18 protein-coding genes are annotated in these 21,694 nt (G+C 36.1%); 6 read left to right on the top strand and 12 right to left on the bottom strand.

The window, feature by feature from the left end; translation table 11 throughout:
• Nucleotides 1–184: 184 nt before the first annotated feature.
• The 4 genes from SOM16_RS05690 to SOM16_RS05705 all read right to left on the bottom strand — a co-directional run bounded on the left by SOM16_RS05690 (nt 185) and on the right by SOM16_RS05705 (nt 3,417).
• Nucleotides 185–706 carry a hypothetical protein gene (locus SOM16_RS05690; RefSeq protein WP_320463020.1) on the bottom strand — a complete coding sequence of 174 codons (522 nt, stop codon included), beginning with the start codon at nt 704–706 and terminating at the stop codon, nt 185–187.
• A gap of 20 nt (nt 707–726) precedes the next feature.
• The gene (locus tag SOM16_RS05695; protein ID WP_320463021.1) at nt 727–1,461 is read right to left on the bottom strand and encodes a LytR/AlgR family response regulator transcription factor; all 735 of its coding nucleotides are present in this window, start codon (nt 1,459–1,461) and stop codon (nt 727–729) included.
• Nucleotides 1,439–2,500 (bottom strand): sensor histidine kinase, encoded by a 1,062-nt coding sequence (locus SOM16_RS05700; protein WP_320463022.1) that lies wholly within the window; start codon nt 2,498–2,500, stop codon nt 1,439–1,441. Before SOM16_RS05700 ends, SOM16_RS05695 begins: the two co-directional genes overlap by 23 nt.
• A gap of 137 nt (nt 2,501–2,637) precedes the next feature.
• Nucleotides 2,638–3,417 carry a LiaF transmembrane domain-containing protein gene (locus SOM16_RS05705; RefSeq protein ID WP_320463023.1) on the bottom strand — a complete coding sequence of 260 codons (780 nt, stop codon included), beginning with the start codon at nt 3,415–3,417 and terminating at the stop codon, nt 2,638–2,640.
• Between the two features lie 132 nt (nt 3,418–3,549).
• Between SOM16_RS05705 and SOM16_RS05710 the strand changes: the two genes are divergently transcribed.
• Complete coding sequence (locus tag SOM16_RS05710) at nt 3,550–4,422, top strand: ChaN family lipoprotein (RefSeq protein ID WP_320463024.1); 873 nt, start codon at nt 3,550–3,552, stop codon at nt 4,420–4,422.
• Nucleotides 4,423–4,859: 437 nt separating this feature from the next.
• Here SOM16_RS05710 and mscL read toward each other — a convergent pair whose 3' ends face one another.
• Nucleotides 4,860–5,249, bottom strand: a complete 390-nt coding sequence (mscL, locus tag SOM16_RS05715) for a large-conductance mechanosensitive channel protein MscL (RefSeq protein ID WP_320463025.1) — start codon at nt 5,247–5,249, stop codon at nt 4,860–4,862.
• Nucleotides 5,250–5,407: 158 nt separating this feature from the next.
• On the opposite strand from mscL, the gene rpoN reads away from it, so the two are divergent.
• A complete protein-coding gene (gene rpoN / locus SOM16_RS05720) occupies nt 5,408–6,880 on the top strand; it encodes an RNA polymerase factor sigma-54 (RefSeq protein ID WP_320463026.1) in 1,473 nt (490 codons plus the stop codon).
• 134 nt (nt 6,881–7,014) lie between these two features.
• On the opposite strand, the gene SOM16_RS05725 is transcribed toward rpoN, so the two are convergent.
• From SOM16_RS05725 to SOM16_RS05745, 5 genes are all read right to left on the bottom strand, one after another.
• Nucleotides 7,015–8,025: a type IX secretion system membrane protein PorP/SprF gene (locus SOM16_RS05725; protein WP_320463027.1), complete on the bottom strand. Its 1,011-nt coding sequence runs from the start codon at nt 8,023–8,025 to the stop codon at nt 7,015–7,017.
• A gap of 5 nt (nt 8,026–8,030) precedes the next feature.
• Nucleotides 8,031–11,558, bottom strand: a complete 3,528-nt coding sequence (locus tag SOM16_RS05730; protein ID WP_320463028.1) for a PKD domain-containing protein — start codon at nt 11,556–11,558, stop codon at nt 8,031–8,033.
• A 361-nt stretch (nt 11,559–11,919) separates the two neighbouring features.
• Nucleotides 11,920–12,132, bottom strand: a complete 213-nt coding sequence (locus SOM16_RS05735; RefSeq protein ID WP_320463029.1) for a hypothetical protein — start codon at nt 12,130–12,132, stop codon at nt 11,920–11,922.
• A gap of 57 nt (nt 12,133–12,189) precedes the next feature.
• A complete protein-coding gene (gene tatA / locus SOM16_RS05740) occupies nt 12,190–12,330 on the bottom strand; it encodes a twin-arginine translocase TatA/TatE family subunit (RefSeq protein WP_320463030.1) in 141 nt (46 codons plus the stop codon).
• A gap of 66 nt (nt 12,331–12,396) precedes the next feature.
• Nucleotides 12,397–13,251 carry an HD domain-containing protein gene (locus SOM16_RS05745; RefSeq protein ID WP_320463031.1) on the bottom strand — a complete coding sequence of 285 codons (855 nt, stop codon included), beginning with the start codon at nt 13,249–13,251 and terminating at the stop codon, nt 12,397–12,399.
• Between the two features lie 217 nt (nt 13,252–13,468).
• Here SOM16_RS05745 and SOM16_RS05750 point away from each other — a divergent pair, with 217 nt between their 5' ends.
• Nucleotides 13,469–14,122, top strand: a complete 654-nt coding sequence (locus SOM16_RS05750) for a TetR family transcriptional regulator C-terminal domain-containing protein (RefSeq protein WP_320463032.1) — start codon at nt 13,469–13,471, stop codon at nt 14,120–14,122.
• Nucleotides 14,123–14,128: 6 nt separating this feature from the next.
• Nucleotides 14,129–15,433 carry an AarF/ABC1/UbiB kinase family protein gene (locus tag SOM16_RS05755; RefSeq protein ID WP_320463033.1) on the top strand — a complete coding sequence of 435 codons (1,305 nt, stop codon included), beginning with the start codon at nt 14,129–14,131 and terminating at the stop codon, nt 15,431–15,433.
• Here SOM16_RS05755 and SOM16_RS05760 read toward each other — a convergent pair whose 3' ends face one another.
• Nucleotides 15,434–15,790 (bottom strand): response regulator, encoded by a 357-nt coding sequence (locus tag SOM16_RS05760; RefSeq protein WP_320463034.1) that lies wholly within the window; start codon nt 15,788–15,790, stop codon nt 15,434–15,436.
• Between the two features lie 271 nt (nt 15,791–16,061).
• On the opposite strand from SOM16_RS05760, the gene SOM16_RS05765 reads away from it, so the two are divergent.
• Both SOM16_RS05765 and SOM16_RS05770 read left to right on the top strand, forming a co-directional pair.
• Entirely contained in the window at nt 16,062–16,664 is a 603-nt protein-coding gene (locus tag SOM16_RS05765) for a GIN domain-containing protein (RefSeq protein ID WP_320463035.1), read from the top strand.
• 120 nt (nt 16,665–16,784) lie between these two features.
• Nucleotides 16,785–18,728 (top strand): LTA synthase family protein, encoded by a 1,944-nt coding sequence (locus tag SOM16_RS05770; RefSeq protein ID WP_320463036.1) that lies wholly within the window; start codon nt 16,785–16,787, stop codon nt 18,726–18,728.
• A gap of 510 nt (nt 18,729–19,238) precedes the next feature.
• Here the strand turns inward: SOM16_RS05770 and SOM16_RS05775 are convergent.
• Nucleotides 19,239–21,653: a GAF domain-containing protein gene (locus tag SOM16_RS05775; protein WP_320463037.1), complete on the bottom strand. Its 2,415-nt coding sequence runs from the start codon at nt 21,651–21,653 to the stop codon at nt 19,239–19,241.
• Nucleotides 21,654–21,694 lie beyond the last annotated feature (41 nt).

Consider the following 21,694-nt stretch of genomic DNA (forward strand, 5'->3'; position numbering starts at 1 on the left):
TCTGATTATATGGATTACTTTCCCCTATATACTTTCACATTAAAATAAAACACATTAGTGTTGCTTTGCTATTTTCAGAGATTTGGATTAGGCAAAAGTTTAAAGCAATAAGGTATAATTTTTAGATTTCATATAATTCAGATGTCAAATCTAAAATGAATATGCCACATAATTAATCTTCAACTTATAACGCAACAATACTAAGTGCTGTGTTATACAAATCGATATTACCTTTATTCATTAGACTTAGAATATATTTTTTTTCAGCTAAGTAAGCTACTGCGAAACTAGGATCCCGCTCAACAATAGAGATTGTATTATTTATTAAATCACAATATTTAACGCTTTGGTAAGTTGGTAATATACCAGCTAGCCTTTCAGCTTCTAAAACCTTCCTTTTTCCTCTATTTAAACTGGGGAAATTGGCAGGAATATATACATCTGTTAATGCCAAAACACCATTTATAATAAAATCTACCTCATAACTGGAGTAATTTGAAGATAACAATAATCTAAGATCCGATTCTGAGCATCGTGTATCCTCTAATAAATCATGAAATAGGCCTATTTCATACCCAAATGAAATATGGTTAGCCTCTGCTAATTCAGCAACTTCAATACAATGATTTATGTAAGGCTCAAAGGTATATTTTCGCTTTTGCCCCTCGTGCCATTTTGCTGCAAATCTTATCAGTTCTTCTTTCAATATCTTAATATTTTTAAATTTTATAGCCCCAATGCAGCCTTAAGTTTTATATAACCGGTTTTACTTACTGGTAACCAAATATCTGATTTTAACAAAACCACATAGCTGTCTTTCTCTTTCAATTCAATTTTAGTTACTTGTGCAAGGTTGATGATATAAGAACGATGAATACGGATAAACTGTGTTGCATCTAAAGTCTGCTCAAAATAAACCATCGTTTTATTCTTATAGAAAACGCCATCTACAGTATTCAACTTTACGTAGTCATCATCAGCCTCCAGGTAATTGATATCGCTCGTTGGAATGATCTTAATTACCCCATCTTTCTTCACCACTACCCTATTGTTCTGCGCCGGACTTAAGGCCGCGGCATCTAATACTGCTTCCGTATTGCCTTGCTGGTTTAGTCTTCCAGGAAGTTTTTTAATTGCGGCATCAAATCTTGCTTTATCAATTGGTTTTAAAAGATAATCTACTGCATTTACCTCAAAAGCTTTAATGGCATATTCATCAAACGCAGTTGTAAAAATCACAGCAGGTTTATCATCCACCAGTTCAAGCATTTCAAAGCCACTTATTTTAGGCATTTGAATGTCTAGAAAAATAAGGTCGGGTTTGTGTAGCGTAATGGCTTTCAACCCCTCAAAACCATCACAACATTCGGCAACAACTTCTATTTCGGGATGATCGTTCAGGTAAAATTTAACAATATCTCTGGCTAAAGGTTCGTCATCAATGAGAATCGTTCTGATCATTTTTTTGTGGGATTTTTAAGGTCGTAATATATAAATTATTTGCCTCAATTTCTGTCTGCAACAAATGTGGGTTAGCAAATAACAGGTAAAGTCTGCGCTTTATTGCGCCCAATCCGAAACCCGTTCCACCGGCAGCTTTCATTTCCGGATCGAAAGGATTTTCTACCCTTAATAGAAGAAGATTATGTTCAAATGTTACATCAACTTTTATGGTAATCCCTGCAGATGTATTATAAAGACCAAATTTAATGGCATTTTCTACTATCGGCTGTAGCAAAGTACCCGGCAAACAAAGTTTCAGGGTATCTTCAGCAACATTTACCTCAATATTTAACCGATGGCTAAATCTTACTTTCTCAATATCCAGATAAAGCTGAATATATTCCATTTCTTCTTCCACCGTTACCCATAACTCATCATCTCTTTTCAATGTACCACGTAAAAATGAAGCCAGTTTGGTAATCATTACGCCAGCTTCCTTTGGATTAATCATGGTGAGTGCAAACACGGAGTTTAAACTGTTAAAAAGAAAATGTGGCTGTAACTGATGTCTTAATTTATTTAATTCTGCCTCTTTAGCTAAGCCTTTTGCGGCAGAAAGGCGCTCATGCGTTTCAGTTTGTTCTTCTAATCTATACCATAATATATTGGCCAGCGCACACCATCCCAGGCACATAAAGGAAATTAACCCTCTAAAGGCAAAAGAAAAATTATAAAAATCCTGGTATTCCTTAAAGTCGGCAAAGACATAAAGCATAACATATTTTGCGATGTAAATAATAACTAGTGTTAAGGCGAGGGTAACAATTAACACATATAAAATCCTTTCATTTTTCGGCTGATAGTAACCCAGCATATTGCTGATTCCTATACATGCAGCAGCGAGCAAAACATTGTTTACAATGCTATCGGTAAACGAAATTATCCAGGAAAAATTAATTACGAAATGCAATCCAATGCCGCACAGTAATACCCAGGCTACAGCAAAGCTGAGCGAAATCCGTTGTATCTGCGGGATAGAGAGTGGTCTGGTTGTCAAAGTAGTTTAGTTTAGGTATAGTTTGTTTTGGTTCAATTGGCTACCAGCTAATGAATTTTATTAAAATCTTTTTAACAGGTAAGTTTGTAATTTCTATTTATTGGGGCTTCAACAAATAGAAATTCATAATAAATGGGTTAGAAGCTTTTAATTTCAATTCCACCAAACATTGCCGTTCCATTTAAAATCAGAGTTTTTTCCATATCTACGGGAGTTAAATGCGAGCGCTTATCTTCTACGCTGCCAAACATTGCGGTTACGTTAGATTTTATGGCCCAGTTATGCGGAACAATTAACTTAACCCCACCAAATACTGCTGTAACATCCAGACTGGCTGTTTCTGTAAAATCTGCCTGCGTCATAATAATATCAGCACCGCCAAATACGGCAGAGATGTCGCCACCTTTGAAGTTTTTAGAATAAACCGTTTGCGTGTTCCCTCCAAAAATTGCCGTTACTTCAATGATATCATTATCAAAAGAACCCTTGTCAGCAGCTTTAAATTCAACGCCCTCTTCCGTATTCAATTGATGGTCTTTAAACCGATCCTTCATCTTTTTCTTAACTTTGATCCCGGTTCCGCTATTTGACCTGAAAATTAAAAAGCCACCGAGAATGACTAATCCTATACCGAGTGCGTACTTAGACAAATCGAAATCAAGATTCATTCTATTAATAGTATTATAACTTCCAATCAACACCAAAATCAGCCATCCAACGCCTTTGAAATTACGGTGAATGCCAACAAAAATCCCAATTACGATGAGCAAGCTCCAGAAGCTAAAGATCCAGTTAGGAATATCAAGATTCAAGTTATCTAATAAAAAAGCGAGTCCGATGAGTATAATAACCAAACCACCCAAAACCCTGCTCGAGTTTTTGATTTGATTATTTCCATTATGATTTATATTATCCATGTGTTGCAGTATTTTAATAAGTAAAGATGTTTACAAATTATACGCTTATATAGGTCTCTTCTATAAAAACTGGCAAAACAGCGGTGAACAGCTAAATTTTATCGGTGAAAAATATTTCCTAATTTAAGCCCCATGAAATATTTTCTTCTTGCGATAGTGATGAGTGTTGCCATTGGCCTAAAAGCCCAGAACACCATCAATCAATATAAAATTTATGATTTTAAAAAACAGAAAGAGATCTCTATTGATAACATCGTTGCAGACATGAAAAATGCAGATGTATTGTTTTTCGGCGAAGAACATAACGATTCCATCGGTCATGCGCTCGAAGCGGAAATTCTTAAAAAAATTAACCAGGCCTACCCTCAACAGGTGGCGCTCAGCATGGAGATGTTTTATACCGATATTCAGCCTGTGTTGAACGAATATTTAGCTGATGTAATTTCTGAGAAAAACTTAATAAAAGAAGGAAGAGCCTGGGAGAATTATAATGATTACAAACCTTTGGTTGAATATGCCAAAACCAATAAACTGCAGGTTATTGCGGCTAATGCAGCGGCAAGATACAGCAATGCCGTAACTAAAAATGGTTTAGCAATGTTGAAGAACTTTCCAAAAACATCATTAAGTTTTTTACCACCATTGCCAATAGACACGGCCACGGGCAGGTATTATGAAAAATTTACTGGCTTACTTGGCGGCCATGGTATGGGAACAATGAAAGTCTATCAAACGCAAAATTTTTGGGATGCAACCATGGCCTGGTCCATTTCAAAGTTTAGTAAGATCAACAAGGGCATAAAGATTCTTCACTTAAATGGCAGGTTTCATAGCGACGAAAAACTGGGCACAATTGCCAAGCTTCAACAATATTCACCTCAACTAAAAATCCTGAATATTTCGGCTTTCGCTGATGAGGGTTTTGAAAAACCAGATTGGATTAAGTATTCCAATTTAGGCGATTATATTATTATCACAGACCCAACGATCAAAAAAAGCTATTAACCGGAGTTCAATTATTATTTACCTTTTTTAAACCCCAGTCTGCAATCACCGCTCTGAAAGAGGAGAATTACGATCGCCCGTACCCTGCTTTGACTACTTTGCAGACCTCGATTTTCTGTACAAGTTTTTTATGCGTCTTGCTAAATGACTTTTATAAAGTAGAGGTTTACGGAAGAGCACCATCAAACCCCAAGGACTGGGAAAATCAAAGCAGTTGCAAGATAGAACCCACCGCCTTAAAAAACCTAAAACGCAGTGCTTTTGTGTACACAAAAGCAGGTTCAAAGCTGTAAAGCGTATTGAACACAACAGAAAGTGTCACCGTTTATTTTTGATGTGTATAGGATGGGAAAAGGCCCCTTGCCGGATTGAGAAAACTTTGGGTACTTTGGCGCTCCAAAGTACCTTGCCTCTGCGGCAAAGAGCGGGCAAAAAAATTATGCTTTCGCTTTTAGCAGATCCCTGATTTCTGTTAACAAAATTTCTTCTTTAGTTGGCACTGGTGGTGCAGATGGTGCTACGGCCTCTTTTTTCTTTAAATTATTTGCTCCCTTGATAATCAGGAACAACACCAATGCAACGATGATAAATGTGATTACTTGCGACAAAAAATTGCCATATTTAATTGCCGTACCAGCGATAGTCAACTTACTTAAATCTTCAAGACCAGCTGCTTTCAATGCCGGGCCTAACACAGCTGGCGTAATAATATCTTCAACCAAGGAGCTTACAATCTTCCCGAACGCAGCACCAATAATTACACCGACAGCTAAATCGAGAACATTCCCCTTAACTGCAAAATCTTTGAATTCTTTTACCAAGCCCATAAAGTTTGTTTTAGTTATTTAATCACTAAAGTAACAAACATAAAACTCAATACAAACGTTTAGCGATAATTAAATAAGCAATCGAAGGCATTTGGAAGTAATTCCATAAAAAATCTGAAAGGATTTGTTTATTTTTGTCGCCCATTCTATTATATAATATGCTAAAGCAACACCTACAACAAAAGTTATTACAGAAGTTATCACCCCAACAAATTCAATTCATTAAATTGTTGCAAGTGCCAACTGTTGCTTTAGATACCCGAATTAAAGAAGAACTCGAAGAAAACCCTGCCTTGGAAGATCCAAGTTTAATGACTCAGGAAGAGCCTAAGGGCGAATATGATGATCTGAACGACGGCCCTGAAGAATTTGAAGGTCCAAAGGAAGACAATACCATGGACGAGTTTAATGTGGATGACTACCTCCAGGATGATAGCACCAACGACTACAGCACCAATTATAATAATGGTGATGACGATGAAGAAAAGAAAGAAACGCCTATCGCGATAGAAAGTACTTTTTTCGAAAGTTTGCAGGAGCAATTGGATTTAGTTCCGCTATCTGATCAGGATTTTATTATAGGCAAGCAAATTATCGGAAGTTTAGATGATGATGGTTATTTACGTCGTCCGCTCGGCTCTATGATTGATGATCTGGCTTTCTCGCAAAATGTGATGGTTGAAGAAGAAGACGTTTTGGAAATGCTTAAACTGATTCAAAGTTTTGACCCTCCTGGTATAGGCGCCAGAGATTTAAAAGAATGCTTGCTCATTCAACTTAAAAGGAAAGACGCTAATAATCCCATTATTGTAAAAGCGATGAATGTTGTAGAGAATTATCTTGATGAATTTACACGCAAACATTACGATAAACTCGAAAAAAGCCTTGGTTTAGATAGTGAAGAATTAAAGGAAGTAGTAAACGAGATTCTTCGTTTAAATCCTAAACCAGGTGACGCCAATCAGGTAACAACCAAACAAATGCAAATTATTCCTGATTTTCACATCAGTAATAATGATGGTATTTTGATTTTAACCTTAAATTCTAAAAATGCACCCGAACTTAAGGTAAGTCGCTCCTACCAGGAAATGTTTGAGCATTATGATAAAGCATCCTCCAGAGATAAAAAACTTAAAGAAGCAGTGCAGTTTGTAAAGCAGAAATTAGATTCTGCAAAATGGTTTATCGACGCTATTAAGCAACGGCAACAAACTTTGCTTAAAACAATGAATGCCATTATGCACTATCAGTACGAATATTTTTTGACGGCTGATGAGCGCAAAATGCGTCCGATGATTCTTAAGGATATTGCCGATAAAATTGATATGGATATTTCTACGGTATCCAGGGTGGCTAATTCAAAATACGTGCAAACAGAGTTTGGTACCTATTTACTAAAATCATTCTTCTCCGAAGCCATTCAAACTGAAAATGGTGAGGAAGTATCCAATAAAGAAGTTAAAAAGATTCTTGAAGATTGTATCGGAAATGAAGATAAACGCAAACCTTTAGCGGATGAAAAGCTGACTGAAATTCTAAAAGAACGGGGTTACAATATCGCCAGAAGAACAGTGGCTAAATACCGCGAGCAAATGAATATTCCGGTGGCAAGGTTGAGAAAAGAATTGTAGTTGGGTTTTTAGTTTTTTGGTTTTCTAGTTTTTTAGTTGTTTGGTCTGGAGGATATAGCCAATAGCCATGTTCATTCACTAAACAACCAATCACAAACTAACCAACTAACCAACCAATTCACCAACCAACCACACTACCACATTTTAATATAGGAAGGTACTTTGTAGATATTGTTTAGTAATATCCCAAGAACAATTTCATGGCTTCCATTACTCACCTGATTAAGTTCGGATGTTGTAAAATCATATGAATACGTGAGGTTAACCATTTTGCCTACATTAAATCCGGCTAAAGCAGAAAAAGAATCATTTTTCCTGTAACTGCCACCAAGCCAGAGCTTATCTTTAAATGCCATTTTAACGTTTAAATCAATAGCAGTAGGCGATGGCTTTACGTACTTTACCATCACCGATGGAATCACCGCCACCTCATCATCAACAAAAAATTTATAACCCGCTGTGGCAAAAAAATGGGGAACTTCCTTCCCTTGGTTGTATTGATTATCTCCAGAAAAACTTAATTTCTGAGGTAAGATCTGTTGCGCTGATAAACCTGCGAAAACCCTTGCACCATAAAGCCAAACGCCAAGACTCAAGTCTGGTTTTACTTGATTAACCAAGGCTCTCGAAAGTGCAGGATCATATGGCGTATCAAATGTTAAAGCATTAACATCCAGAGAAATACTTGAAATACCTGCAGCAATACCTGCAGATAAATTAAAATTATTACTGAGTTGTATATGGTAAGCATAAGTTAGATTGGCATCCAGCCGCTTTAACGGACCAGTTTTATCTAAAACTGCTGTAACACCCATACCATGATGCGATGGAGAAGACATATAGGTTTGCATATAATTCCGATCCATTGGATTCCCCGTTTGCTCCGGAAAAGAAGTTAGCGCATTACTCCATAACTGGCGATCACCTAATGCCCAGTTTGCAGAAACGAAAGAGGTTTGTGGCGCATCTGCTATCCCCGACCATTGCTTCCGGTAACCACCTTTAAAATCAACATAATTTTCCATCCCGGAAAGGGCGGGGTTTAATAAATACTGGTTAAAAATATATTGCGTGTATTGCGGCTTTTGCTGCGCAAATATCTGACCTGACAAAAGTAAAACGAACACAACTAGGTACTTTTTCAATTGGTTTATCTGATTATAGTGAGCGGTCCGGTAATCGTTTTTCTTCCATTCCCAGGATTTATGATATAGTAGTAAACACCAACAGGTAGCGGCTCATTCTGGAAATTTCCATCAAACGGATGCTGATAGCCATTGCTGGAGAAAACTTTATTTCCATTTCTATTAAATACTGTTATTGTTGCCTTTGGATAACTTTCTATGTATTTAATGTTCCAAACATCATTTACATTATCTCCATTCGGGGTAAAGGAATTTGGTGGTATCAGCACCTGTAATACTTTAACCAATACTTTTGTTATTGCTTCGCAACCACTTGGATTTTCGGTAACGGTTAAGGTGTATTCCGTATCTTCTCCAGGGCTTGCCACCGGATTTAAAATTTTATCATCATTTAAAGCCAACGCCGGACTCCAATGATAGGTTAAATTTTCACCGTTCGCAACAGCAGGCAGCATTACCTCTCCTCCTGCTAACATAAAAACGGTCGATTCCACATTAGCATCAGGTGATTTATTAACGATAATACTTTTTGTAATAGATGATGAACAGCCATTATTTGCTACATAGGTATAAGTGATATTATGCAAACCCGCTCCTGCTAATTTAGGATTAAAAGTTCCGTTAGCACTAAGCCAGTTTCCATTACCCGAATAAACACCGCCATCACCGGCAATTCCTGAAGTCTCACGAAACTGATTAATATTTACATTTCCATCGTTCTCACAAACTGGTGCAATTTCATCAGCTGTTAATATTGGCGTGGCTTTTAAAGTGATTGTTTTTGAGACTTCTTTAAAACACACTATACCCGAATAGGCAATGAGTTTGATGGTAACTTCATTATCAACTGAATTATTTAGACCACTGTAATTTAAAATGATGTCTTCAGCTGTTGGGTTCTCGATCGTGATTTTATTAGCGGGCTCGTTAACAACATTTTTATAAATCTCTATTTTTGTGATCCGACCACTAAATGCAGTAGATAAATTATTAATGATCACATCTGAACCGTTACAAAGCATCCCTTGATTTTGAATAGTGAAATCTGCCGTTTGTACCTGTCCGTTCAAAGTAAAAGACTTCGTTGTAGCAACTTCACAACCATCCTGGTTTTTTATTTTCAAGATTACAAAGTAAACCCCGGGAATTGAATAGGAATGATCTCCATTTAGTGAAACAGTGCGATTAGTGGCTGATGTAAGATCACCAAAATTCCATTCATAAGTTAAGCCATTTGCTGTATTATCCAGGTTTCTGGATTGGTTGATAAATGTTGCCACCCGATCATCAAAGCACACCGCAGGCAAAAGAAAGTCTGCTACTGGTAAGGTATTAATGGTAATGGTTTGAATAGCTGATGTTGTTGCGCATCCAGCATCAGAAGTTGTGGTGAGCTTAACCGAAAATGTTCCTACCTGTAAGAACTGATGTATAAAGGAGGCATTTGATAAACGCACTTCGGGAGCTGAACCATCACCGAAATCCCATTCCCATTTTACAATTTGTGATGAGGTTGTTAATGCACGGCTGATAGTTGATTGATCAGTAAATAAAATATCGGTATTAACACAACTGATATTACGCGATATCGTAAATACTGCCACGGGTAGAGGATTTACATGAACCGTTTGTACCGCAGCTACATCAGACCAACAGCCATCAGTCGATTTGACAAGTAACTTAACGGTATAATCTCCCTCTGCAGCATATTGATGTATTGGATTTTTCTCATCTACTATCGCAGATCCGTCACCAAAATCCCATGCCCAATTGGAAATTATTATTCCTGTTGGATCCGCACGACTTGTAAAATTAAGGTTGTGATTAATACAAGCAGATGAAGCATCTATTTGGAAATTAGCAATTGGTAAATCCAAAACACTAAAAACATAAGTAAGACTGGGATCAATAATGGCGCAGGTAGCGTTAACAGATGGATCAGCCTGCAAATCAATTCTATGCGTTCCACTGGTTGGATAAGCCAATTCAAATGGAGAATTATAAATATACAGAACAGTTCCATCTGCCATTTGCTTTTGTTCCAGGAGTTCCAGGTGCGCTATTGGCGTTGACCCATCTAAGCTCCATACTATAGTAGCAGGCTGATAAGGTAATGTAATTTTAAATTTAGATAATACACCAACACAACCATTAGCACTTTCATTATTATTACCACTATTTACCACAGTTAAATAATTATTAGCTGCCAGATTAGTACCTGCAGAGTAAGCATAAGATTCGGTAGTTCCATAGCCATAGGCAATGGCATTAAATCCTTCATCTGCACTTAGCGATAGGCTAAGATCCACAATTGGAATCTGTGCATAAGAATAAAGTGGATTTCCACTTAAGGGAGCCCATGTAGCTGCGGGAACTGCTCCATTAATTTTAAAGGAGGACGTTTTATTGGTTTTGATTAAAATATTTAGAAATCGCTGATTAATCCGTCGTTTATCAGATGAAAAAATAGTGATATTATTCACAATAAATTCAATCGGATTTAGCAATACCATATCCGGATCGCCAAACGGTGCTGCTCCACCAGCACTTGATGCACAACCTACAGAAAACATGTATTGGCTTAACATGATATTTTTATCCGAAGTAATAAACGTTGCATTGTTCAATCTTACAGATGAGTAGAAATCGCCAGCATTCAGCAACGTTGCTACTAAAACTCCATCCTCATAGATTTTCGTATTTGCCTCTACTGCTATCGCCCGATATAGATAAGATTGCCCAGAAAAGGGAACTATGCCATATGATTTACCTAAACTTGAAATAGGATAAAGTTGCTGATAGAGTGGATCGGAACTTATTGGTCGTGTGGAACAATCTGCTATACTCATATTAGACGAACCCGAAAACGCGGCGAAACGGTTACATGATGAAGCTGATGAAGGATCCACATAAACTGAGACGCCGGTTAAATCACCTCCACCATCTGTGTATTCATAAACATCGCCTGCATTGAGTTCGGGAAGGTCTATTTCGGTACCATCTTTCTTTTTAAGCTTCAATTGTGTATTATCAGAAACGGCAACTATAGCCAAATAATTTTGGCCTGGATTATTGGAATTGTCTATGCTCTGTGTAAAATTCACTGAAAAATACTTTTGCCCTAACGCCACGAAAGGTAAAATTAAGGAGGCAGCAGAGCGATTCCCAGCGTAAATATGAGCATAAGCAGAAACTTTTGGTTTCCCAGGAGTAACTAAGATGTGTATCCCCCGATTAATTAATTTGGTATCAGTAACATCTACATAAGAGGCGGCACGATCTATTGGAATTTCTACAGAAGTATTGGCTGGAATGGCAGCAATAATAGGCGTCATGTTGCCACAGGTAACAGTAACTTCCGTATCATATTTAGATGTTATGAAAACATTTAAATTCGCAACCTCATTTCCACTTGGCACATGGGTTGGAAAAACAGTCCAAAAATCAATTCCTTCATTAGAAACGTTTTGAGATTTAGCAAAAAAGGAAAAAGACAGCAAAAGCAGAACGGTCAGTGTAAAAACCTTATTCATGCCCGTTAACTAATGGAGAATCGTTATGCATTTACTAAAGAATTGAAATGCAATATACTATTTATCAGGCACAACGAAAGTAAGTTCAATAAATTTAACACATTCTGAGAAAATTGAATGTTTCTGCTTCCTCTCCTACTGGTTAGGGTCTTACCAACAGCCTAAGTTTTCGATTGGTGAGATACCAAGCAATATAAAAAATGATAAGAAGTTAATAAATTAGCTGAATGTTTCTGCTTCCTATCCTACTTGTTAGTGTTTCACCAACCAACCAACTAACCAACTAACCAACTAACCAATCTATGTTTTTAGCTTGGTGAGATACCAACCGATAGAAAGAATGAAATCAAAAAAAGAATATTTAGTCGCTGGCCTGATCAGACTGATCGCCACTACCTACCTGATCTGAAAAATCTTTTGCACGTTCATCAGCATCAGTATCGCCATGTTTTTTAGGCTCTAAATTTTCATCTAAACGCTCGTTCCAATCATTTAATCCTTTAGCCGGATTGTCCTGAACTTCTTCAATAAATGCTGATTTAGATTTTTCCTGATCCTGTTTGTGATTTTCCATTTTGTTGCATTTTAGAAAGAAACATAGAAGAACATTGGAAAGTTTTAAGGGTACCACCTATTTTTTAATTGGCTCGTCTTTAGCTTCTTTAAACTCCTTAACACTTCTTCCAATTCCACGCATCAATTCTGGCAGTTTCTTGCCTCCAAAAATCAATAAAATTACTACTCCGATTAAAATGATCTCTATAGCCGACATAAGTTACTTTTTAACAATATACGTTAAATAAAAGATAATGTTTTCTTCAAGGCAATTTAGTTCAACTTAAACGGAAAGCACGTTTAACGTCCTTTTTTTTATTTGGGGTACTTTGCCGTGGCGGATATATTCATTAAATCCACGCAATTGTTTAATCGATTTGATCGCATCATAACCTTCAGAGGTTGTCCTTATTTTATTTAGTAACAGCGTATCTGTTTTAAACATATCGCTTTCAATCAGCAATCCTTTACTTAATAACCGTTTAATTAATTCAGCCATTTTCCCATTTGCATATAAATGAACCGGGCGTTTAAACACCTCAGTAATTAATTTTTCGAATGCCTCATTAATCCAGGTAGCTTCAAGATCTTGATTAACTGCAATTTTTCCGTTGCTCAACACTACCGAATTTAAGAACTGTTTTGCGCGTTGTCTGGATATTATCCCGCCATGAATGCCATCGCGTAGGGTATAATCCAAACGATCGGCACAGAGTAATGGCATAGGTTGCTCTAAAATGTTAAAAGTACCATGAATAATCTCGCTTACGTTAAAACCGTATTGTAATAAAACATCAGGAATCTGCGAGCTATAAATAACTTCTGCAAAAACCTTTTCATGATAATCTTCCTCTACATAATCAAATACATAATCACCCACATGAGAAAAAGCGGTATGAGAAACATCATGTAGTAAACCTGCAATTTGCTCTAAAACTGAACCTCCCAGTTTTTTGATTAGCATGGCCACTCCAATAGCATGTTCTAAGCGCGAATGGCAGATATCCGGATTAACCAGAAAAATTGCTCCGCTTTGATGAATTCCACCTAAACGTTTTAAGGCGTCGGTTTCCAGAAGCGCGGCAAATACAGCCGGAAATTCCATTTTACCATATAAAAAATCATCTAGCTGAATCATATAATTACAAATTAAAAGAAGTTTACAATTATACTAATATTTTTAGTTAAAACATCAAATTAGATTTCAACATCAACTTGTATTTAACTAAATAAGTTAGCAAAAAACCAACTTTCAAATATTTTGAAAGCATTTATTACAAATTTATGATTTACAATTAGGCCTCCTTAAAAACAAGCGAATCATTAAAACGTTATCATTGTAAATAAACTCGAATATGGCAACTGCTCAGCAAATTAGAAAAGCATATATTGATTATGTTTTAACCAATAATGAAAAACCGAAAACGGTGTATAGTTTTACGAAAAAACTAAAAATTACCGAGGCAGATTTTTATCAGTTTCATTCTTCTTTTGAAAGCATTGAAAAGGCGATCTGGTTTGAGCTTACTTTTGAAACCATTAATAAAATAAAGGAACAGGAAGTATGGATGCAATATACTTCACGAGAAAAAATGCTTTCCTTCTTTTACAGCTATTTAGAAAACCTAAAGAGTGAGCGCAGCTTCGTGATCTACAGTCTAAAAAATTACCGTGGTAAATTTTCTACACCCGATGTTCTTTCTGGGGTTAAGCCTATTTTTGAGAATTTTGCTCAAGAAATTATTGATGATGGCCTGGAGAGCGGGGAACTGGCAGAACGTAAGTTTTTAACAAAAAGATACAAAGATGCGCTTTGGATTCAGTTTGCGTTTATTGTTAACTTTTGGATCAACGATGATAGCGATGGATTTGAAAAAAGCGATGAAGCCATAGAAAAAGGAATTAATGTAACCTTCGATCTCTTTCAGCATTCGCCTATTGATAACCTGATAGATTATGGGAAGTTTTTATCAAGAAACGGGAAGTTTAAAGAAAATATGGGGCTTTAATTATTAATGAAGACACAACAGAGTATTCCAACCACTAAAGTAGAGCGCTCCGCAAAATTTGTTAAAACAGGTTTTCAGATCGGGGGCAATTACATCAAGCATTATTCTAAAAAACTCTTTAATCCAGGCATGGATAGAGATCAGTTAAACGAAGATAATGCTACTGACATTTATAAATCATTAAGTGAGCTTAAAGGTAGTGCCTTAAAAATTGCACAGATGCTCAGCATGGATAAAAACATCCTGCCAAAATCTTATGTAGATAAGTTTACGCAATCACAATACAATGCGCCTCCCCTTTCCGGACCACTAATTGTGCGTACGTTTACCAAAAATTTTGGTAAGACACCAGAACAGATTTACGATACGTTTAATCTTTCATCCAGCAATGCAGCCTCAATCGGGCAAGTGCATCAGGCTACGCTTAATGGTAAAAAACTCGCCGTTAAAATTCAATATCCTGGTGTAGGCGATAGCATCTCTTCTGATTTAAAACTGGTTAAACCATTTGCATTCCGCTTACTCGGGATGTCTGAAAGAGAACTCAATATCTATATTAAAGAAGTTGAAGAACGATTATTGGAGGAGACAGACTATGAATTGGAAGTGAAAAGATCAATACAATTTTCTGAAGATTGTAAAAATCTTGACCATGTCGTTTTTCCTAAATACTATCCGGAATTATCTGGAAAAAGGATCATAACAATGGATTGGCTGGACGGATTGCATTTAAAAGAATTTTTAAAAACTAATCCTTCACAGGAATTAAGAAACAAAATTGGACAGGCACTCTGGGACTTTTATAATTTTCAGCAGCATGAATTAAGGGCTGTTCACGCAGATCCCCATCCCGGAAACTTTATGATTACGCCAAACGAAGATTTGGGCGTAATTGATTTCGGTTGTATCAAAGAGTTACCGAACGATTTTTATTATCCGTTCTTTTCCCTGATTTCTACAGATGTAATTAACGATAAGAGTAAAACTATTGATGCTTTCAGAAAGCTTGATATGATTCACCGTGATGATAATGATGATCAGGTTGAATTTTATTATAAAGCTTATAAGGAAATGATCAGCCTTTTTGCAAAACCCTATATCAGCAAGGTTTTCGATTTTAGTAAAACTGAATTCTTTGAACAGCTATATATTTATGGTGAGAAGATCTCGAAAATGCCCGAATTTAAGCAAGCCAGAGGGGTTAAACATTTTATTTATGTAAACCGTACGAATTTTGGTTTGTATCAAATTTTACATGAACTGCAAGCGGTTGTAAATACGGATACGTATGAACCCACTTTAAATCGATAATTAGCTGTTTTTTTTCACCACACTAATCATGTGGTCAATATCAAATGGTTTTTCAATATAGTCGTCAGCCTTGCATTCTTCAGCTTGCTGAGGCAATTTATTAGATGTAGATGTTAATACGGCAGATACATCTTCTGTTTCAGGATCAGATTTTAATTGTTTAATTACTTCTGATCCTCTCTTATCCCCCTTAATATAATCATCTACAATAACCACGTCTGGCTCAATCTCATCAATCCTATCCACCGGATCAGTTGTTAACGATGCCGTAACATCAAAACCTTCTTCTTCCAATACCTGGTCCATTATTTCCAGGATTTCTTTATTGTCCTGAACAAGCACAACCTTTTTTTTCATATCAGTATTTAGAATATTATGGTTTAAAGATAAGAAAAAGAATAATTCAATAGCCGAATTGAAAAGTTTTTACATTGGGTTCAAAAAAGGTTTCATGATTTCGTCTTCAATTAACGCCCGTTGGTCGAGAATTTTAAGTGAGTTGTATAAAAGGATGAAACTGCCTGCAACTTTTTTAAAGTAGTTGCGTCTTATCTACAAAACAACATAAAAAAAACCTTAAACAATTAAATAACAATTAATTAACATTTAATTATTAAATAAAGAAATTATGAAAACTTCAATCAAAACCCTAATCGCAGCTTCATTAACAGCAATCGTTTTATCTACAACTGTATGCTCAACAAGTGTTTTAGCAGCCCCGGTTACGCCATTAGCAATCTCAGCAGTTAAAAGCTTTAAAAAAGTATCCATCAGCGGAAACGTTGAAGTGACTTTGATTCAAAAATCTGCAACTGGCATTGCTTATACAGATGACAATGTTGGAACTGCAAAAATTATGCAAGAAGGGGATGTACTCAGGATCACATCTACCAACGGAACAACGGCCAAAGTAATTGTTTATGTAGACAATATTTACAGAATTCAGGCATCTGAAAATTCAATTGTTAAAACCGAAGGAAAATTAACTTCTCAATATCTTCAAATCTTTTTAAAAGGAAATGCACATGCAGAAATCAATACCACAACTGAAGGTTTATACACGGTAATTGAAGATCAGGCTGACTTAAAGTTAAGCGGTTCTACTGATAGCCACACACTGGTAATGGGAAAAGATCAAAAACTAACAATGGATAAATTTGCCGCTTTAAAAACCAACATGAGTACGGTTGAAATTACAGCAGTAGAAAAAGAAATTGCATCAAATAACTAATATTAACGCACACAAATGTTTAAGGCTTTCTGATGATCAGAAAGCCTTTTGTTTTTTACACACTTTATCTTCAGAATTTCTTCAGAATCAACGTCTATCTTGCATAAATTAATCATAAAAATGACCAATATACGCAAGAGCAGGTATTCTATCCTGTTTGGATTTATCGCTTATTTCATATCTTTTTCTTTTATCGTCCGTACTATTCTTTTTATTTCTTTCACCAAACATGCAGACTTTAGCCTGTTTGAAATCATTAAATGTTATTCCGTAGGCCTCTTTTTTGATCTTGGAACAGCCTTAATCATCACTTCGTTTTACGCTTTATATTTACTGATCATTCCCAATCGGTTATACCAGAAAAAATGGAACCGGATATTCACTTTTTTAGTCTTCATTCTATTTTTGCTGATTACGCTTTTTTCATTCTTCGCAGAGATTACGTTTTGGCAGGAATTTGAAAGCCGATTTAACTTCATTGCTGTAGATTACCTGATATACACTTATGAAGTTATTCATAATATCAATGAATCTTATCCGCTTCCCTACCTTATTTCTGGCATATTGCTAATCGCAATTGCAGTGACATACAGTTTTTTACGACTAAAAATATTTAAATTAAACTTTGAGAGTGAAACATTTCCTAAAAATCGCCTGATCACTTCCCCTTCCTTAATTATAGCAGCATTTTTATTTTTGGTTTTCGTTAGAAACAGCAGTGCCGAACAAGGCAATAACCGATATGCTAATGAGTTAAGTAAAGCTGGGATTTATTCTTTCTTTGCAGCGTTCAAAAATAACGAATTAAACTACCATGAATTCTATAAGCTAATTAATGGAAATAAAGCATTTGCGATCGTCAGGGATCAGCTGTGGCAGAAAGACGTCACCTTTAAAAAGGGCTTCACTATTTTACGAGACATTAAGGGGACGAATTCCAGTTACAAACCTAACGTAATTCTGATTACGGTAGAGAGTTTGAGTGCTGATTTTTTGGCACATTACGGAAATAAAGACCAACTCACACCTCGGTTGGATACCATTGCCAACCACAGTATTTTCTTTAGTAACATGTATGCAACCGGCACCAGAACCGTTCGCGGGATGGAGGCACTCAGCTTATCTATTCCACCAACACCTGGAAGTAGCATTGTGAGGCGTAGCAACAATGAAAATCTTTTTACAACTGGTCATGTTTTTAAGGCTAAAGGCTATGTAAACACCTTTTTTTATGGCGGAGATGGTTATTTTGATAACATGAATCACTTCTTCGGCAATAACGGTTACAACATTGTAGACCGGGGCCGCAAACTACTTAACGAAACCTATAATGGAAGCAGAACTTTAATTACAGATCAGCAGGTAACATTTGAAAATGCCTGGGGTATCTGCGATGAAGATATTTTTAATGTCTCATTAAAGGATGCAGATGAGAAATTTAAACACCATCAACTGTTTAACGATTTTATCATGACCACATCCAATCACAGGCCCTATACTTTCCCCGCAAATAAAATTAATATTCCATCGGGAACAAGAGAAGGTGCGGTAAGATATACTGATTATGCCATTGGAAAGTTCCTGGATGAGCTTAAAACTAAGCCTTATTATGCAAATACCGTGGTGATTATTGTGGCAGATCATTGTGCCAGCAGTGCCGGTAAAAATGAAGTTGACATCTCAAAGTATCAAATCCCCTGCATGATTTTAAATTTAAAAAATCAGTCCGGGATGAATATCTCGACAATGACTTCACAAATCGATTTATTCCCAACCCTTTGGTCTCTATTAGGTTGGGATTATAGTAGTGAATTTTACGGGCAAAATGTGTTAAGTAAAACTTATCAGCCACGGGTGTTTCTTGGCACCTATCAAAAGCTTGCCTACCTTAAAGGCGATAGCTTGTTACTATTGAGTCCACATAAAAAAGTAGACACTTATTTATATGACAAGGTTAAAAATGAGCAGAAACCTTTCAACCTACCGAAAAAACTGATAGATGAAGGCATAGCAAACTATCAAACGGCGTTTGATTTATTTAAGGAGGGAAAGTTGAAGTTGTAATGAAATTAAAAGAAGCTGTATCGTAAATCCAGAATATCATCCTCAGGGATAATTTATCTTAAATTTTTATACTTTAGGTTTGGTGTCTTCACCAACCCAAACGTTCAGGTTTTATTTCGGTTGTTGTAACAGACGACAGATAGATATTTTTAAACACCCTGCATACAGGCGCAATTAATGTAAAAGCCTGACAAAGACAAACCAATATTTCCTAATCAGGCTCTTACATCGGCAGGGTAAATTTTACGGATTGGAGCTGTATAAGCCCACCTATTCACTTAAACAGAAAGGTTACGAGTTAGCACTATATTAATTTTGTGATCAAGCTAGCTCCGCCGGTCTTTGGTGTTAAAAGAAAATAAGTCCGAATGGCATGGACAAGACAAAAATTTAATTTCGGCAACCCTAAAGGGCATGTCATTCGATAATTTATAGTTTAAAATTATCCCTCAACATACCAATCTTAATATAAATTAATAGATGGGATACTTGCCCATTAACAATAAACTATTAATTCTGCATCATAGAAGCAATCTCTTTCTCAATTGATTCCAACTCTTTTGGTTTTAATCTTTTGCCCGTTTCTTTTTTGCCCTCGTTATATTTAACACCAACACGCAACGCTTTCAATCCGGAAACGCCTTGTAATTCATCCAGATCAAGTTGTTCCAAATCATCATTAAAATAGCCTTGTACCTGCATGTATTTTACATATTCAATGTATTCTTTGGCCTCGTCCGGATTAAAATAAACCATCGCTATTTTATGGGGCTGCGTTAAACGCTCGTTTTTGCCTTTAATTAAAACCTTATCAATTCGTTTCTTTACCACCTCATAACGGATATTATAAGCGCCTTCCACATCAAATCTTCTTTCATCATTTCTAAAGCTGATATCAATCGAATTTGAATGGATAAAAATTAACTGTGTAGTTTCCAAAGGACGAGGCATTTCGCCGATTAATCCTTTAGATAATCTTGCAATTTCAACCATAGAGGTTAACTGCCATAAACGTATATTTTTTAGGTACAATAAATCAAACGGTTTCTCTGGGGCAATGTCCTGACCAATATAAATATCATACTCTACTCCATCAGTTCTGAATTTAGCGAAATAACAAGGATAAGAAGCTTGCAGGTTTCCCTGAGATTTCTCCAGAAACTGACTTACTTCAGTATTGATCATTTGCATAGAAACCTCCAAATGTCTGCGATTGGCAAAAGCTGCACCAGTTTCAGGAATAATGGTCTTAAAATATTCTTCAACAATTTCTGCTGTCTGTGGGTAGTTGGCTTTAATGATCGAGAGGAATGGATATACTTCCACTGATAAAAATTCAGTCAGCTGATTTTCTTCGTTAGATGAAGCAAGGTTCGATATTTTTTTTATCCAGTCTTTACAGTTGAACAGAATTTTATCTGTAATCTCGAGCGAAACTGTTTTCTTAATCGCTTTAAGTGCCTGCATCAAGCCATTTAAAAGTACCGTTAAGTCATCTTTCAATGCCTTATTCCGCTCAATAGTGGAGTTACGAATATCAATGGCTCCAAATAAGGGGTACATATGTTTAAACGTAACGGTTTCTATTTCAGTGATCTTGGTTTTACCGCTATTTTTCTGCAGAAACCGCCAGATGGCTTCATTGAATTTCCATTGAACAGAAGGCTGTAAGGCTGTAAATTTATCCATCAGCACTTCATCCATCTTTGCGTCGAAATCTTCAATATTATATTGAAAAAGTTGACCAATCAAAGGCATCGCCGGACGTAACCTCGATAATAGTTTATCATCAATTATAATTTCATGATCAGAATAAACCTCTAAAACCCCTGCTAACTGCGTATTGTAGTAAATAGGCAATACGGAGTAAGAACAAACTCCAGCCTCCTTAAGCACCCTCAGGAACGGATCTTTTGAAATCTGATCATCATTGATAGCAGATACAAAAATTGCTCGTGGATTCTCTTTGTATTTATCAACCAACGCATAAAATACCTCTTCTTCTAAATAAGAAGCTTTAGCGGAATTGATCAATTTGCTCTGAGAGAATTCCTTATTATCAAAAACGAGTTTATTATTAACCGTTAAAAAGGGCATTAAACCAAACTCAAGGTTTCCATTCCCACTTAAACTTTTCAAAGCCTGAATTACATGACTGTAGGCTTCGGTCTGGTAATTATGATTCACTAATGCATCACGGATTCCATCGATGGAGTGTTGCAAGGTGACGTCAGTAATCGAAATAATACTAAAACCTTCAAATACAAAATCTGTAAGTGGTAAACGGTCAAACAAATACTCCAATTCTTTATCTTCCTGGAAAGCCTGTCCCAATTCCTCAAAATTAAGTTCTGGAAGCGTGTTTTTATACTTAATATCGACGAATTTAGTATCCGTTTGAATGTTGTAGTATTGCGTTAACTTGGTTTCCTCATTAATGTGCCCATAAATGATTTCATTTTTAAGCACAGATGTGAAATTGTAAAAGCGATCCAGAATAATATTATAAACAAACTTAAGTTGCTTCTTTTCTACAGGCTCTGTATCCTTTGAAACTTTATTTTTGGGATCGTGATCTTTAAAAAATTTATAAAATGCATTTGTACTAAAGAAAATTTCATCTGGTATTGGTGTACTCAATGCCCAGAAAAAGTCATCCTCATTATCCATTAAAGGCGTAAGAATGGTAAAGATTAATTCTAAAGTGTCTTTATATTTTACTAATTCGCTCGCACTTATACTGCTTAATAGTACTTCATCTTTCTGAATTTTTTCTAGCAAAAATCTATAAAACTCTGACTTTACAGATTTCTCTGTTTTAAGTCTTCGCTTTAAATATTCCACCAAAGGACGAAATGACAGATAAGATTCTACCTGCGCATTTACACATTCGTTTTTATGTATTTGGATTACATTGGTATTCATGTTGGATTTCCTTTCTGGAGTATAAATAAACTGCTATCTTC

This window comes from Pedobacter sp. CFBP9032 (assembly GCF_034045265.1).
Lineage (GTDB): Bacteria > Bacteroidota > Bacteroidia > Sphingobacteriales > Sphingobacteriaceae > Pedobacter.

Bases quoted from the DNA above. Each gene is read 5' to 3' on its own strand.
- SOM16_RS05730 (WP_320463028.1), bottom strand. From the start codon at position 11,558: ATGAATAAGGTTTTTACACTGACCGTTCTGCTTTTGCTGTCTTTTTCC.
- SOM16_RS05735 (WP_320463029.1), bottom strand. From the start codon at position 12,132: ATGGAAAATCACAAACAGGATCAGGAAAAATCTAAATCAGCATTTATT.
- mscL (WP_320463025.1), bottom strand. From the start codon at position 5,249: ATGGGCTTGGTAAAAGAATTCAAAGATTTTGCAGTTAAGGGGAATGTT.
- SOM16_RS05745 (WP_320463031.1), bottom strand. From the start codon at position 13,251: ATGATTCAGCTAGATGATTTTTTATATGGTAAAATGGAATTTCCGGCT.
- SOM16_RS05695 (WP_320463021.1), bottom strand. From the start codon at position 1,461: ATGATCAGAACGATTCTCATTGATGACGAACCTTTAGCCAGAGATATT.
- rpoN (WP_320463026.1), top strand. From the start codon at position 5,408: ATGCTAAAGCAACACCTACAACAAAAGTTATTACAGAAGTTATCACCC.
- SOM16_RS05750 (WP_320463032.1), top strand. From the start codon at position 13,469: ATGGCAACTGCTCAGCAAATTAGAAAAGCATATATTGATTATGTTTTA.
- SOM16_RS05755 (WP_320463033.1), top strand. From the start codon at position 14,129: ATGAAGACACAACAGAGTATTCCAACCACTAAAGTAGAGCGCTCCGCA.
- SOM16_RS05775 (WP_320463037.1), bottom strand. From the start codon at position 21,653: ATGAATACCAATGTAATCCAAATACATAAAAACGAATGTGTAAATGCG.
- SOM16_RS05710 (WP_320463024.1), top strand. From the start codon at position 3,550: ATGAAATATTTTCTTCTTGCGATAGTGATGAGTGTTGCCATTGGCCTA.
- SOM16_RS05705 (WP_320463023.1), bottom strand. From the start codon at position 3,417: ATGGATAATATAAATCATAATGGAAATAATCAAATCAAAAACTCGAGC.
- tatA (WP_320463030.1), bottom strand. From the start codon at position 12,330: ATGTCGGCTATAGAGATCATTTTAATCGGAGTAGTAATTTTATTGATT.
- SOM16_RS05770 (WP_320463036.1), top strand. From the start codon at position 16,785: ATGACCAATATACGCAAGAGCAGGTATTCTATCCTGTTTGGATTTATC.
- SOM16_RS05760 (WP_320463034.1), bottom strand. From the start codon at position 15,790: ATGAAAAAAAAGGTTGTGCTTGTTCAGGACAATAAAGAAATCCTGGAA.
- SOM16_RS05765 (WP_320463035.1), top strand. From the start codon at position 16,062: ATGAAAACTTCAATCAAAACCCTAATCGCAGCTTCATTAACAGCAATC.